Source organism: Streptomyces sp. NPDC087263, from assembly GCF_044744645.1.
Taxonomy (GTDB): Bacteria; Actinomycetota; Actinomycetes; order Streptomycetales; family Streptomycetaceae; genus Streptomyces.
Genome location: NZ_JBIUYT010000011.1, coordinates 117443 through 131910, shown reverse-complemented (window position 1 = coordinate 131910; position 14468 = coordinate 117443). Strand labels below are relative to the sequence as shown.

Sequence of the window (14468 nt, the reverse complement as noted above, 5' to 3'; positions counted from 1 at the left end):
AAGTTCGACCTGGACCTCGGCGGACGGCCATGCCGGCGGACCGGGTGTGACGCGGGCCGATGCGATCCTGAGTCTCTACGGCTCGGTGAACCCGCTTCGCACGTCCGCCCCCTCGAGTGTGACTTTGGCCGAAGAGACGGCGATCGGCGTCATTGCCGACCTCCTCCACTGGCTCCGGGCGCACGGCCGCGACGCCGATGAGGCGCTCGACCGAGCCCAAATGCACTTCGAGGCGGAGTTCACGGAGATCGTCTGAGCTCGATCGGAGCCGGTTCAACAGTCGTAATTCCTGCCGTGATGGCGCCTCTTGGCGTACGTTGGACGGCGGATCGTCGATGAAGGAGCCGAATGACCTCCTCAAGTGCCTTGAGCTTCCTTGAGATCTGTGCTGGCGCGGGCGGTCTCGCCCTTGGCTTGGAGTCGGCAGGGTTCTCACCCGTGGCGCTATTGGATACCGATGACAAGGCACTTGCGACGCTGTTCGCCAACCGCCCCGAGTGGAAGCTTGTGGAGGAAGACCTCAATGTCTTCGATCCCGAGGGCTACCCGGAGGTGTACGACGTCGACCTGTTGTCCGCAGGCACGCCGCGTGTGAAGTCGATGGCAACGATCAATCGCAAGGACGACCAGTCGGCGAGGAAGCTGGTCAAGGCGGCCCTCTATCTAGTGGGAGTCGTCAGGCCGCGTGCCGTTCTCCTGGAGAATGTGCCTGGGCTGATCAGCAAGGACGACTTCTCCGAAGTGCGCAAGGAAATCGAGGAAGAGCTGCAACACCTCGGCTTTCGACTTTTCAAGAATGTCCTGAATGCAAGGGACTTCGGTGTTCCTCAGAGTCGAGAGCACGGGTTCATAGTCGCTTTGCGGGAACCGTACGCGGAGGCCTTCACCTGGCCGGCTTCGTTACCTGAACCACCACCTCATGTCGGCGACGTGCTGTATGAGTCCATGGCCAGCCGAGGATGGCCGCACGCTCGCGACTGGGCTCGTCAGGCAGGGATCGTGGCACCGACATTGGTCGGAGGCTCCGACAAGCGTGGTGGTCCGGACCTTGGGCCGGAACGAGCCAAAGCGATCTGGGAGAGGGTCGGGATCAATGGCGGCACTCTCGCAGACCAACCGCCGGGGCCCGAAGACGGATGGGTGCGGGGCGGCGAGAGGAAGGAACTGCCCGCGCTGACACTCGCGCAGACTGCCTTGCTTCAAGGATTCCCTTCCACTTGGCAGATTGCGGGCAGGAAGACTCGGGGGTATCGCCAGGTTGGGCAGGCGGTTCCACCGCCGCTGGCCACCGCGGTCGGTCGGCAGATCTCTGCCGCACTCAACGTCGCTGCGTCCGGTTCGCCGCGACCGTAGCCTGCTGGCTAAGATCTGGGAACATGAACGCCACCCGACGCACCGATCCCATCAACGTCGTTGATCTCTTCGCAGGTTGTGGTGGCTTCACTCAGGGTTTCCACGATTTTCGGTCGGTTGGTGCCGATTCCCCAGTTTTTCGCACGGTGGCGGCAGTGGAGCACGATGTGGCTGCCGCCTCCACCTATGCCTTGAACTTCGCCGATGAAGCCGGTGGTGTCGACCACGTTCACGCAGGGGACATCGAGGACTGGGAGCCTGACTCGAAGGAGGCCCAGGCCGAGGTGATCCTCGGTGGGCCGCCGTGTCAGGGCTTCTCGGGCCTTGGGAAAGAAGATAAAAGCGATCCACGCAATAAGCTTTGGCAGGAATATGCGCGAGTCGTCAATGCCATCAAACCCAAGATGTTCATCGTCGAGAATGTCGACCGGTTCCTGAGGTCTCCGGAGTTTGCCCTGCTTCACGCGGCAACTGAAAAGCCTGACGGAATGCTTCGCGACTATGTGGTAGTCAGGCATTCAGTGCTCAACTCTGCGGACTATGGAGTTCCTCAGGCGAGGCGTCGCGCAATTGTGGTTGCGGTGCGCCGAGACATTGCAAGCCTGGCAGGGTTGAACTACCCGGATCCAAGCCATGCCAAGCATGCCAAGAACGCCGGTGAGTTCATCCCGGGTGCTGGCCCCGATCCTTGGGTAGCTGTCGGGCCCGCTGTTTTCGAGCACACGCCTGCGGAGACTTATACGACAGAACTACCGGAGCGGACATGCGCCCCACTCGGTGTCACTCTCCCCGGTGTCTTCTTGACTACGGATCTACATTTTGGGCGTAACCCAACAGATATGTCCCAGAGGCGCTACAGGGCGATTCCCGAAGGTGGAAATCGTCACAACCTGCCGCCGGAGCTCTCCACCGAAAAATGGCTGGCCCACAAGACTGGTTCGCATGACGTGATGGGTCGCATGTACTGGGAGCGCCCGTCCGTCACTATCAGAACAGAGTTCTACAAGCCGGAGAAGGGGCGATACCTCCACCCCCGGGAGCACCGCCCCATTACCCATTACGAGGCTGCCCTCATTCAGGGGTTCCCGCCCGGCTTCAAGTGGAGCGGAAGTAAGATTCAGATTGGCCGGCAGATCGGCAACGCCGTGCCTGTAGGCCTCTCCAGGGCACTGGCCGGAATGGTGCATACGGCGCTCAGGGGCTGACACTCTCCGGTTCGGTAGTATCTTCCGTTTCGTTGCCGCGGATGGGTGCCGTCTCGAACAGTTTCTCAAACCAGTTGGTGAGCTGTTGCACCGACCGGAAGGGCACGCTTCCATCCACAGGGCCCTGCGGCAGGGTATTCGGATTCCATACGGGGTCGGATTCGACGGATTCGATCCACTGTTGAAGTGCTTCGTAGTCCCTGGGCTCGTCGGGGGCGATCGCTTCGTAGACCAGTGTGCTGCCGGCAGCTCCGGCAGCCTTGACGAGACCGTTCACGTCTCGTCCGGTCCGCACGATGCCTTTGTCGAGAAGCTCCACCAACGCCTGGGCGGAAGGACGGTGGTGGTTCATGTCCAGACGCAGTGCCGTGTTCAGTACGTCCTGGTTACCGCATGCGGCGCTCACAGGGCGATAGTCCTCACCATCACGGAAGAGTTCCGCAGCCCACCAAAGGCGTGAGAAGCACTGAATATCCCAGCGCCCACTGAAACGGGCTGCCTGGCGCACAACCATGCGGCCATTTTTCTCTTGACCCCAACGCCATCGGACGAAATCCGGCGCGACTCGGAGTGCAATAAAATTCCACAGCCCTGAATCAGTCGCCTCGGAACGAGTCAAGCGCAACGTGTAGTGCAATCTTGGTGCGAGCCAAGCATCGGAAGCTGTCGGACGTTCACTCGCGAAGCGTTCCATGGCCTCTTCGACGAGAGTGCGTACTTCCTCTGTGTTCCATCGGGGCGAATCGTCGGCGGGGGCAGTCGAATTACTGACCAGCGTTGCTTGCGGCAACGGAGCACCATTCACCACGTTGGGGGTCAGCACTTTGTTGGCCACAGCGTCGGACAGCCTTCCCAGCCTCTCCGGTATGGTGAGCTTGATTTCCGCCGTCACGCGGTCTCCTTCTTGTTCGCCATGCGCCGTAGATCACGCAAGGCAGTCGATACCTTTCTGGGCTTGCGGGCCTGTACTCCGGAGCCGTGCATCAAACGGCGCTGCAGGTCACTCCCGTTCTCTCCCTCAGTACGAGCCTCGACCAATCCGATCAGAGCTTCCTCGGGTGAGAGGTCGGGGTACAGATCAGGGATCATCCTCCGCAGGACGTCCTCGTGCCAGCCACCGGGCCATTGTGCCTCGCCCTCGATCACGTCGCATGCATAGACGGCGGCATTGAACATCGCGCTCCACGCCTCGGAGGCAATCTGGGACGCCATGATCTCTCGAACCAGTTTCTGCTCGACGGTTGAGGCACCCTCCATCACGCCACGGAGCCCATCGATTGAGGAGTTGAGGAGAAGGACCGGTTCACCGGCTTCGGTGTCGACCAGCCAGGGGTCGTCGCGGTACTCCTTCAGGTAGTCGCGTTCGGTGAAGTCGACCCAACGCATCTTCATCGAGCGCTCGGGGGTGGGCACCTTCGCTTCAAAGTCCACGTCCCACGGGACCTCGGAGACGCCGATGAGTCGGCCTTCTACGTCATCGACAGTGGCCACGACGCTCGCGGACAGCTGACTGCGACCGACATGTTCTTCGCGTCGCAGCCCAACGTCGCCGACCCAGGTTCCCGCGCCTTCGTGACGCAGTGGGAAGGCGTGATAGACGTTCGTCCGACGGTTGGTCAACACGGCGACGCATTGAGTGTTGGCCCACGGTCCCGACTCAAGTTCCGTGCCGTCCGTATGCACGGACACCTTGAGGCGTACCTCGGACCAACGTCGGTTGGTCTCTTCGAGATCCTGAAGAGCCACGACTTGAGCCCGGTCGTTGATTCGCCCGAGTGTGACGGGTCTGTTGTCGACGGAGAGTTTCTCGACTCGAAGCCTGACGTCGCTGCTGAGTACCTGGTAGGGGAAGACGGTCTTCACTAGAACTCCTCCTTGGCCCGGCGAACATCAACCATCACCTGAGACATGGCCGCAGACACCGGGTGACTGGACGCATCGGTGACACCGCGGAACTGCCCCTGTGTCGCTCCGTCGGCAAAGACCAGGTCGCCGTGCGGGGTCAGCTCACAGCCGGCGAGCGGCACGATCTTGCTCCACTCGACGCTGACGGAACCTGCGGAGCGGACGACGAACCTGGGCACAGCCGTGATGACCCACGGCTCCTCACGTTTGGGCAACTTCACAGTGACGGTCACATCCCAGGCTCCGGTGTTGTCGATCGCCCCCTCGATTGCCCGCACTGTGGGGAAGCCCTGGCTCTGTGCCACCTTTGGGGGATCGAGCCTGAGCAACTCCCTCAGCACCTGGGGACCTTCGTCTCCAGCGGCTTCGTCCGCCTGCCCCCGCAGAACTTCGCGGACTTTCTGATCCGCCGATTTCTTGAAGTCGATGATCTTCTGGCGTGCACCGCGTTCGTACGTTGCGGTGAGATCCTCGGTACCGATCCAGTCATTGTGGTCGGGAGGCTCCGCCGTACGTAGAAGTTGCTCGGCAGCCTCGGCCTCGGGTGTCCCACTGCGGGTTGAGGATCCGGCTAGAAGAACCGCTTGGAACGTTCGATGTCCCAGCGGAAGATCTCCAACCCGTTTGTACTTCACGACCATTCTGGTGGCACGCATGTAGGCAAGGCAGTCGGGTTGTTCGTCCTCCTCACCGGCAGCGGTCAGGAGGAGTACTGCTTGATGAACTCCAGGATTGTCGGAACGCAAGTCGTCCTTGCGGCGACGCAACTCCAAAGGAACCGTGGTTTGCAAGACTTGATCGCGCTCTGTGAGCTCTTGGACCGTCTCCCCGTCGAGGAACGCTTGCACAGCCCGGGAGCGTGCAGGCTCGTGCGTATGCGGGTCGATGAATTCTTCGGGCCTCACCGGTACGCCGTTGCGGAAAGCCGTCACCGAGGCACGCAGTTTCGCCCCCTCCAGGGTTCCTCCGACCATGGAGGCCCAGAAGTTGTGTGCAAGACTCTTCACCAGTCGGCCGTGCATGTCCTCCAGGTCCTCGGTCTCTCCGGAGCCGTCGTAGGCGCCGACGACGAGGAAGGTCGTACCGGGGGCGCCCTCGCTGCGCTCCAAGTAGAGGGACTCCGCCGCCGGTTTGTCGCCCCACCAGGACTGTGCGGTGTTCTGACGCTCGGGGTCGACTCTGCCGAACCATCCGGGACCGGCGTACTCGACGCCGTCGAGGCTGTGCCACGGCAGTTCCAACCGACCTGCCATGCGGCGCTCCGTACGGCCTTGCTCGGGTGTGGAGAGCGTGCTGTTCACGAGCACCAGGCCGAATCGACTGGATGCCCACAACGCGGCTTTCCCCAGGCCGTACGAACCGCCCTGCGCACCGGCCTTTCCGCTGTCCAGGGTTCGCCGGACAACGCGCGCGAATCGTCCGTCGTCGAACTCCGGGCCCGTGAGACCGGTCGCGTTGTAGTCGTCCACCCGCAGCAGAATGAGCCGCTGGGTGTCCGCCAGTTCACTCAGTCCGTCCCTGAGCACACGACCGACCTTCTGCCGCATGTCTGCCGCAGCGGCGATATGTCTTTCGATGGCCTCCCAGCCGAGGGCGGCTAGAAAGTCCTTGAGATGCCGTCCGGTCAACTCGTGCAGTACGTATTTGGCGACTACCGGTTCTAGACCGGGCAGTTGCTCGTCCAGACTGTTCTGTGTCGCCTCTCGCGCCAGTACGTCCAAGCTCGCGGAGAAGGCGAAGGTGGCCGTGTTGCCGCCCTCACGTCCGCCGTCTGCCGGGGCTGCCCGGAAGACCCACTTCACGTCGTCGGGCGAGACCATCGGGGTCCGGCGGTTGACGGCGTCCTCGATCTCGACGCCCAGGGCCGCAGCCACGGCGGCGATCTTCTCGTACCGGGGCTCGGAACGGCCGTTGACCCACCCGTTCACTGCCGCGCCGGTGACGCCGGTCAACTCCGCAAGCTTCTTTTGGCTCATCCCGCGTTGAACCAGCATCTCGGCGAGCCAGACACTGAAGTCTTTCATCGTCCTCCTTGCTCCCCCAAGGTCGAAGTTAAGTGATCTTGAGGAAGTTAACTTTCCTTAAGTGGATACGGGCATAAGGTGCATAAGCGGTGCCTGGTGTGGCGGTTTCAGTCGCTGTGGCCGTGATGCTAGCACCGCGAAGGGTTGCCGCATCGATCAAATATGCGACGTGCGCGCGTTCGGGGCGTGGTACCGTTCCCAACTGTGCTCCTCTAGGGCTCGGTTACCCCTTCAGTAGTCCGGTGGCTCGTTCGGTCACGGTCCCATCTTCCTCATCCGTGCGACATGGGCGGAGTCGCGTGGCCGCCGTTCATGGCAACCCGCTTCCAGCCATCACTACAGTCGAACCGTCCCCAAAGTTCCTGCGCGTGACGCTTGCCTGCTGCGATGGAACCCTCTGTTCGTAATTGCCCGAACAATCCGTGAACCTTGGAGGTTCCATGTACCCGAATCGGCGCGAAGTGTTTGTGGAGTTTTCGGCGGACAGGCCCTACTCGGTACAGCTCGTCGTCAATGGGTCGGCCACCGTGGCCACGGTCACATCTGGGACGGATGAGATCAATGTCGGCTTCAGGGACATCGAGGAGGGCGGCGAGGGGTCCGACGAGAGTGCCGGTATGCCCGATCTGCGGTAGTTCGTCACTCCAGCTATTTGCGTGAGAGTCCTACCCTCCCGGCGGGCGGCTGGGCGGCAGGGGTGGCCTGCGGTGTTTCGTAAACGGAATCCCAGCCTTATCAGTGGATTGCATTGCATATGCAAACATTGATATTGCTGAGGTGGTTACTTGGGCTTCCGGCGGCGTTGACCGCGTTTTACCGCCCTGGATGAGGGGGCGTTCAGTGCGGCAACTCGGCGCCAGGTGCGGACAGTTGAGTGGGCGTCAGCTCCGGCATTGCGTTTGGCCGTGGTGTGTCAAACTATTCAGGAGTTTATGCCCGGGCTGTGCAAGTGTGAAGAAAGGCTGGCTTCGCTAGCCGAAGTCTTGGCATCGGCGATGGACCGGACGACTTCTTCTGGTAGCTCGTGTTCCCAGAAGCGTAAAACGGTCCATCCCTCGGCCGCCAGATGCTCAGTGGTCTGGCGGTCTCGTGCCATGTTCTTGTCCAGCTTGTCGCGCCACCATGTGGCGTTCGCTTTCGGTTGTGTCGCGTGCTGCGGGCAACCGTGCCAGAAGCAGCCGTCCATGAAGATCGCGATCTTGGCCTTACTGAAGACGATGTCGATCGTGCGTCGAGGCATCCCAGGAACAGGGACATTCACGCGATAACGGAGACCGGAGGCGTGAAGGAGGCGTCGGACCGCCACCTCGGGAGCTGTGTCGCGAGAGGGCTGTCGGCTCATGCGGGCCGAGACAGCGGGGGAGGATGGGATGGCATCGGACACCCGAGTATTGTGCCGGCGCCCCGATGTGCTCACGCCCGTGGTGCCGTCTGAGATCAACGGGCCGTCGCCGATGGGTTCTTGGGCTCGACACAGTTTCAGGTCATTCCTGACACCGAAAGCCGTCGGTTCGAGGCGACGACCCTGCGGACTTTCGGACCGGCGCCCGAGGGCACACCCCCGGGCGATCGGCATCGGTCGTCGGTTCTCATCCTTGCGCAGGCCTACCGGATTATTGACCGGCCCCATGACACTCGCCGTAAGCGTCCCCCGACCCGCACCAACACCCATCCCCCCGCTGCGGCGGCCAAGCCACAGCCAGCCCCCGCGCCGCCAGCGTCGTCGCATACTGCGGCAGCAGCGTCGCGTCCGCCGGGGACGACGCCTCCGACGCCGCGAAGGCCTCGTACGACGGCACGGTCCCCGTCACGATCCCGAGGTTCGGGGTGCCGGAGGCCGCCAGCTCCCGCAACGACGCCTCTATCGTCGCGAGGTGTTCCTCGTGGGAGGGGTACTCCGACTCGAGGGACGAGTACGCGGCCAGAAGTTCGGTGAGTTCCTCTGCCGGCCAGTGGAGGACCGCTACCGGGAACGGGCGGGAGAGGGCTGCCCGGTACGTGCCCAGTTCGGCGCGGAGGCGGGAGATTTCTGCCTGGAGTTCTTCCGGGTTGTCCGAGCCCAGGGACCACACGCGCTTGGGGTCGTGGAGTTCGTCCAGGGATACGGGGGACGAGTGCAGGGTGTCGGCCAGCAGGTCCCAGTCGTCGTGGGGGGCGCCCAGCATGCGGCGGACGCGGTGGCGGCCGAAGAGGACGGGGTGGGTGGCGTACGGGGGTTCGGCCACGTCGGTCAGCAGGAGGGCGGCTGCCTGCGTGAACGTTTCCTGGGCCGATTCCAGCTCGTCGTGGGATTCGAGGGACTCCGCGACGATCACCCAGGGGGCCGGGTCGCGGGGAGACGCGGCGCGGACTCCGTCGATGATCGCGCGGGCCTCCGCCTCGTGGCCGTACTCCCAGAGGTTGGAGGCCTTCAGGGCGCGTACCAGGTGGGGGTTGTCAAGGGAGGCCGCGGATACCAGCAGGCGGTCGTAGAGCGCGGTGGCGGCGGGGCGGTCGCCGGCCAGTTCGAGGTGGGCCGCGGCCTGCACGAGCAGGTGTTCGGCGTTCTCGGGGTAGAGGCCGGCGGTACGTTCCAGGCGGGCTGCTTCGCCGGTGTGGTCGGCGTTCTCGGCAGGCGTGTCGGGGCGCATGGTGGACACCGTACTGCCGTCCGCCCGCGAACGAGAGGGATCCGCAGGCCAGAGGCAACAGAGGGGCAGGGGATCACACACCCGCACATTGCCCTCATGGGTTGCGCTCGGGCTCACATCGCACACTCACGCCACCACCCCGTCGATCTGCCGCGGTCGCACAGCCCCCGCCGCGCGAATGGCACGCTCACCGGCTCCGCTCAGCTACGTGTCCGAGCGTGCCGTGTACGGGTCACCGCCGCCCGACGTGACGGCGTTGCCGCGCCGGACGCAGGGAACAACGGCTACGCAGGGACAGCAGATATGCACGTACAGCTATGCAGGGCTGCGAACGCTTACGGGGCTGGTGACTTGAAGCCGCACCCTTTATCGTGCGTGCCGCCCCGGCGACCACCCCGGCGAAGGAGGCGTACGCATGCGGGTCATGCGGGTCATGCGGGTTCCGGTCGTGCGGCGCAGTAACCGGCGACGTCGCGCCATCGGTCGGCGCGTCCTGTGGAGCTGCGGCGAACTCCTCGTCACCGTCGGGGTCGTGCTGCTGCTCCTCGTCGTCCATCAGCTGTGGTGGACCAACCGGGAGGCCCAGCACAATGCCGAGCGCGAGGTGCAGGCCCTGGAAAGGGAGTGGGGGACCGCGGCGCCATCGGAGACGGGAGAGAACGTGCCGCGCGTGGCCGCCACACCCCCGCAGGGCGCCGACGCTCCGGAATCGTCGGCCGCCGTCAACAGCCAGCGCACCGCACTCAGTTGGTCCCAGGCCTACGCCGTCCTCGTCATCCCCCGCCTGGGCCTCCGCGTCCCCGTCGCCGAGGGAGTCAGCAAGCCGGACGTGCTCAACAAGGGGTACGTCGGCCACTACGAGGACACCCAACAGCCCGGCCAGGCAGGGAACTTCGCGCTCGCCGGGCATCGCAACACCCACGGCGAACCGTTCCGGTACATCAACCGACTCAAGCCCGGGGACGAGATCAGCGTCGAGACGAGGGCCGCCCTCTACACGTACGTCGTCGACAAGACCCTTCCGCAGACCTCGGCGGGGGACGGCGGGGTCATCGGCGCCGTGCCGCGCAGCGGCGTCCGCCCCGCGTACGGGTACAGCGAGCCCGGGTACTACATCACGCTCACCACCTGCACCCCCGAGTACACCTCCACGTACCGGTTGGTGGTCTGGGGAAAGCTCACCGCCATGCGGCCGAGATGAGCCGCCGCGATGAAAGGAATCCCCCTGCGTCGGCCCAAGCACCTGCTTGAGCCGGTGCAGGCGAATCCCGTATAACTCATATGACCCGTACAGCGGGGATGACCATCAACGACTGGGAACGACCACGAAAGGAGGAGCAGCCCATGATCCGGGCCTGGGGCAAAGGCGCCATGCGTCCCGCCGCCCTGCTGCTCCTGCTGCTCGTCGAGGTCGCCCTGCTCGACACCGGCAGCCTCGCCGCCGCGATCGCCGTCGCGTTCACCGCGACCGCCGCGGCCGGCTCCGCGCTCGCCGTCTGCGCGCTCATCGGCTCGCGCTGCGCGCCCGTCGTACCGCGTACGAACGTACGGACGGCCATCCGTGACCGCGAGCACCGTACGGCGTTCCTGCCCCAACGTGATCCCGACGCGGCGGGGCGTTCGCGCCCCCGGGCGCCGGGGCGTGCCCTCCTGACGGCCGCCGCGTAGGGGATCTCCCAAGCCACATCCGTGCACCGGTACATCCGTGCACCGCCCCCGCACCGCCACATCCGTGCACCCCACGCGTGGTCGTCATGCCGCCATCCCGTACGTACCCCCGTACTCCCGGCACGACGAGACCCCCGGAGGGCTCACCCATGTCCACGTTCCTGTCCGCTTTCGGCGGGCTGGTCGAGCAGCTCGCCGAGCTGCTCCAGCCGCTGTTCCACGCCTCTGCGGCGGCCGCCGCGATCGTCCTGATCACCGCGCTCGTACGACTTCTCGTGCATCCCCTGTCCCGGGCGGCGGCCCGCGGGCAGCGGGCGCGGACCAGGCTTCAGCCGCGGGTCGCGGAGCTGCGCAAGAAGCACGCGAAGGATCCCCAGAAGCTGCAGCAGGCGGTGCTGGAGCTGCACGCGGCGGAGAAGGTGTCGCCGATGTCCGGGCTGCTGCCCAGCCTGTGCCAGCTGCCGGCCTTCTTCCTGCTCTACCACCTGTTCTCCAGCTCGACGATCGGCGGCGAGGCCAACAGCCTGCTGGCGCACAAGCTCTTCGCCGCGCCCCTCGGCGACCGCTGGGCGGACGCGCTGGGCGACGGCGGGGTCCTCGGGGCGCCGGGGCTCGTCTACGTCGCCATGTTCGCGCTCGTCGCGGCCGTCGCGACCTTCAACTACCGGCGTACGAAGCGGATGGCGGCGGCCAACGCCTCGATGGTCGTCACCTCGGTGGGCGACGGTACCCAGCCGGTGCCGGGGCTCGCGACGATCACCAAGGTCATGCCGTTCATGTCCTTCGTCACGCTCGTCTCCGTGGCGGTGATGCCGTTGGCGGCCGCGCTGTACTTGGTGACCAGTACGACGTGGAGCGCGGTGGAGCGGGCGCTGCTCTACCCCGTGAACACCCCCCTGACCACCCGCTGAACACATGAGGGCGGTCCAGTCCGTGATCAGGGACTTGCGGACTGGACGCCGAGCTTGGACGATCGACCAGTCATCCGATGGCTGCACCTGTCGGACGACTGCCCGAGAGCTAGGGAGATAGGGATCATGAAGCTGCTGCGAGTGGGTACGGCGGGGTCGGAGCGGCCCGCGCTGCTGGACGCCGAGGGAACCCTGCGTGACCTGTCCGGTGTCGTCCCGGACATCGACGGGGCGCTGCTCGCCGACGCCGCCGCGCTCGGCCGGATCCGGTCCGCCGCCGAGGCCGGAGAGCTGCCCGCGCTGGACGAGGACGGCCTCCGTGTCGGCCCGCCGCTCGCCGGTATCGGCAAGGTCGTGTGCATCGGGCTGAACTACCACGACCACGCCCGCGAGACCGGCGCCGAGCTGCCTGTCGAGCCGATCGTCTTCTTCAAGGCGGGGGACACGGTGATCGGCCCGAACGACACCGTGCTCGTGCCGCGCAAGTCCGTGAAGACCGACTGGGAGGTCGAGCTCGCGGTCGTCATCGGCCGTACCGCCCGCTATCTCGAGTCCCACGAGGAGGCGCTCGCGCACGTCGCCGGGTATGCGGTGGCGCACGACGTCTCCGAGCGCGAGTTCCAGCTTGAGCGCAGCGGGACCTGGGACAAGGGCAAGAACTGCGAGACGTTCAACCCGCTGGGACCGTGGCTGGTGACCGCCGACGAGGTGCCCGACCCGCAGAACCTGGCGCTGAAGCTCTGGGTCAACGGCGAGCTCAAGCAGAACGGGACGACGGCCGAGCAGATCTTCTCGGTCGCGGAAGTGGTGCGGTACGTAAGCCAGTTCATGACGCTGTACCCGGGTGATGTCATCAACACCGGCACGCCGGCGGGCGTTGCCCTCGGCGCGCCCGAGCCCAAGCCCTACCTGCGGGCCGGGGATGTGGTGGAGCTGGAGATCGAGGGGCTCGGCCGGCAGCGGCAGGAACTGAAGGACGCCTGAGCTGTACGAGGTACGAGGTACGAGGTTGGGCCCGTACGGGATTGGGGTGACCCCAACTCCCGTACGGGCCCAACTCCCGTACGGCGCCCAACCCCTGTACGGACCCTTAGTCCCCGCATGGACCCTTAGTCCCCGCACGGACCCTCAGTCCCCGCACGGACCTCAGCCCTTGAAGCGCTCCAGCGCCGCCACCACCATCGCGTGGTCCTCCACCTGCGGCAGCCCCGACACCACCACCGTGCCGACAACTCCCGCGCCCTCGACGGCGATCGGGAACGCGCCGCCGTGGGCCGCGTAGGTGTCGGGATCGAGGCGCGAGGACTCCTCGAAGGTCGTGCCCTTCGCGCGGAAGCGGGAGCCGACGAGGTAGGAGGAGCAGCCGTAGCGCTCGACGACGCGGCGCTTGCGGTCGATCCAGGCGTCGTTGTCCGGGGTCGAACCGGGTAGCGCCGCGTGGAAGAGCTGCTGGCCGCCGCGGCGGATGTCGATGGCGACGGGGGCGGCCTGCTCGCGAGCCAGCTCCACAAGCAGCGTGCCCAGTGCCCAGGCGTCGTCGTACGTGAAGTGCGGGAGCGTCAACCGGCGCTCCTGCTCCTCCAGTTCAGGAATGCCGGGGGCGCTCACAGGGACACCACCACCGCGTCGTGAGCCGAGCGGCGGGCCGCCTCCAGGACGTCGAGGGTGGCCGCGGCCTCGTGCGCGGTGACCGGGTTCGGGCCGCCGTCGCGCAGGGCGGCGGCGACCGCCGCGTAGTACGCGGGGTACGCGCCCGGCAGCGTCGGCTCGGGTCGGCCGCCGCCCGTGAGCGGGGACTCGCCGGCGCCGACCCGACCCCACAGGGACTCGGGCTCGATGCCCCACTCCTCGTCGGTGTCCGTGGGGCGCCTGCCGTCGCGCAGGGCCGCCTCCTGCGGGTCGAGGCCGTACTTCACATAACCGGCCTGCGAGCCCAGCACCCGCAAGCGCGGGCCGAGTTGGGCGGTGGTCGCGGTGACGTAGAGGTGGGAGCGGACGCCGCTCTCGTGGGTGATCGCGATGAACGTGTCGTCGTCCGTCTCGGCGCCCGCGCGGCGGATGTCCGACTCCGCGTACACCGAGGTCGCGGGGCCGAAGAGGACCAGCGCCTGGTCGACGACATGGCTGCCGAGGTCGTAGAGGAGACCTCCGATCTCTGCCGGGTCGCCGGACTCGCGCCAGCCGCCCTTGGGCTGCGGGCGCCAGCGCTCGAAACGGGACTCGAAGCGCCATACGTCGCCCAACTCGCCCTCGGCGATGAGCTTCTGGAGCGTCAGGAAGTCGTTGTCCCAGCGGCGGTTCTGGAACACGGAGAGGAGCAGGCCGCGTTCGTCGGCCAGGGCGGCCAGCTCGCGGGCCTCCGCCGCCGTACCGGCGAGGGGCTTGTCGACGACGACCGGGAGGCCCGCCTTGAGGGCGGCGGTCGCGATCGGGACGTGGGTCTTGTTCGGGGACGCGATGACGACCAGGTCCAGCTCGTCGGCGCGGGCCCACAGCTCGTCGGGGGTCGCGGCGAAACGGAGCCCGTCACCGAACTCGGCGCGGGCCTGCTTCTGCCGCTCCGGGTTCGAGGTGACGACCGTGTCGAGGACCAGGCCCTCGGTCGCCGCGATCAGGGGGGCGTGGAAGACGGAGCCCGCCAGACCGTAGCCGACGAGGGCGACGCGGAGGGGGCCGTCCGGGGTGCCGGGGGCGGCCGAGGCGGCGGGCGTGCCGGGATCAGAACCTGTGCCAGTCATACGTCCACTTTCGCAACGCTGTTGCCAAAGTGCA

General features: G+C 65.9%; 14 protein-coding genes. 7 read left to right on the top strand and 7 right to left on the bottom strand.

Annotation, left to right across the window (positions count from 1 at the left end; all coding sequences use genetic code 11):
- Positions 1–124: 124 nt before the first annotated feature.
- The 3 genes from ACIPC1_RS31815 (at position 125) to ACIPC1_RS31805 (ending at position 2558) form a co-directional block, all read left to right on the top strand.
- A complete protein-coding gene (locus ACIPC1_RS31815) occupies positions 125–256 on the top strand; it encodes a hypothetical protein (protein ID WP_402523213.1) in 132 nt (43 codons plus the stop codon).
- Positions 257–348: 92 nt separating this feature from the next.
- The gene (locus ACIPC1_RS31810; RefSeq protein ID WP_402523210.1) at positions 349–1353 is read left to right on the top strand and encodes a DNA cytosine methyltransferase; all 1005 of its coding nucleotides are present in this window, start codon (positions 349–351) and stop codon (positions 1351–1353) included.
- A 23-nt stretch (positions 1354–1376) separates the two neighbouring features.
- Positions 1377–2558: a DNA cytosine methyltransferase gene (locus ACIPC1_RS31805; protein WP_402523208.1), complete on the top strand. Its 1182-nt coding sequence runs from the start codon at positions 1377–1379 to the stop codon at positions 2556–2558.
- Here ACIPC1_RS31805 and ACIPC1_RS31800 read toward each other — a convergent pair.
- The 5 genes from ACIPC1_RS31800 to ACIPC1_RS31780 all read right to left on the bottom strand — a co-directional run bounded on the left by ACIPC1_RS31800 (position 2548) and on the right by ACIPC1_RS31780 (position 9117).
- Positions 2548–3450 carry a DUF6339 family protein gene (locus ACIPC1_RS31800; protein ID WP_402523206.1) on the bottom strand — a complete coding sequence of 301 codons (903 nt, stop codon included), beginning with the start codon at positions 3448–3450 and terminating at the stop codon, positions 2548–2550. The two genes, ACIPC1_RS31805 and ACIPC1_RS31800, sit on opposite strands and share 11 nt — an antisense overlap.
- Positions 3447–4421: a hypothetical protein gene (locus ACIPC1_RS31795; RefSeq protein ID WP_402523203.1), complete on the bottom strand. Its 975-nt coding sequence runs from the start codon at positions 4419–4421 to the stop codon at positions 3447–3449. The genes ACIPC1_RS31800 and ACIPC1_RS31795 overlap by 4 nt, the downstream gene beginning before the upstream one ends.
- Positions 4421–6457, bottom strand: coding sequence for a helix-turn-helix domain-containing protein (locus ACIPC1_RS31790; protein WP_402523544.1), 2037 nt, complete (start codon positions 6455–6457; stop codon positions 4421–4423). Before ACIPC1_RS31790 ends, ACIPC1_RS31795 begins: the two co-directional genes overlap by 1 nt.
- A 952-nt stretch (positions 6458–7409) precedes the next feature.
- Complete coding sequence (locus ACIPC1_RS31785) at positions 7410–7829, bottom strand: very short patch repair endonuclease (protein WP_402523542.1); 420 nt, start codon at positions 7827–7829, stop codon at positions 7410–7412.
- A 271-nt stretch (positions 7830–8100) separates the two neighbouring features.
- Positions 8101–9117, bottom strand: a complete 1017-nt coding sequence (locus ACIPC1_RS31780) for an SEC-C domain-containing protein (RefSeq protein WP_402523200.1) — start codon at positions 9115–9117, stop codon at positions 8101–8103.
- Positions 9118–9541: 424 nt separating this feature from the next.
- On the opposite strand from ACIPC1_RS31780, the gene ACIPC1_RS31775 reads away from it, so the two are divergent.
- From ACIPC1_RS31775 to ACIPC1_RS31760, 4 genes are all read left to right on the top strand, one after another.
- The gene (locus ACIPC1_RS31775) at positions 9542–10318 is read left to right on the top strand and encodes a class E sortase (protein ID WP_402523540.1); all 777 of its coding nucleotides are present in this window, start codon (positions 9542–9544) and stop codon (positions 10316–10318) included.
- Positions 10319–10461: 143 nt separating this feature from the next.
- Positions 10462–10785, top strand: a complete 324-nt coding sequence (locus ACIPC1_RS31770; protein ID WP_402523198.1) for a DUF6412 domain-containing protein — start codon at positions 10462–10464, stop codon at positions 10783–10785.
- 161 nt (positions 10786–10946) lie between these two features.
- Positions 10947–11696 carry a YidC/Oxa1 family membrane protein insertase gene (locus ACIPC1_RS31765; protein WP_402523538.1) on the top strand — a complete coding sequence of 250 codons (750 nt, stop codon included), beginning with the start codon at positions 10947–10949 and terminating at the stop codon, positions 11694–11696.
- A gap of 126 nt (positions 11697–11822) precedes the next feature.
- On the top strand, positions 11823–12680 hold the full coding sequence (locus ACIPC1_RS31760) for a fumarylacetoacetate hydrolase family protein (RefSeq protein ID WP_384375770.1): 858 nt from the start codon (positions 11823–11825) through the stop codon (positions 12678–12680).
- A 162-nt stretch (positions 12681–12842) separates the two neighbouring features.
- Here the strand turns inward: ACIPC1_RS31760 and ACIPC1_RS31755 are convergent, their stop codons facing one another.
- The gene (locus tag ACIPC1_RS31755) at positions 12843–13304 is read right to left on the bottom strand and encodes a heme-degrading domain-containing protein (RefSeq protein WP_402523196.1); all 462 of its coding nucleotides are present in this window, start codon (positions 13302–13304) and stop codon (positions 12843–12845) included.
- Positions 13301–14434: a Gfo/Idh/MocA family oxidoreductase gene (locus ACIPC1_RS31750; RefSeq protein WP_402523194.1), complete on the bottom strand. Its 1134-nt coding sequence runs from the start codon at positions 14432–14434 to the stop codon at positions 13301–13303. Before ACIPC1_RS31750 ends, ACIPC1_RS31755 begins: the two co-directional genes overlap by 4 nt.
- Positions 14435–14468: the final 34 nt, after the last annotated feature.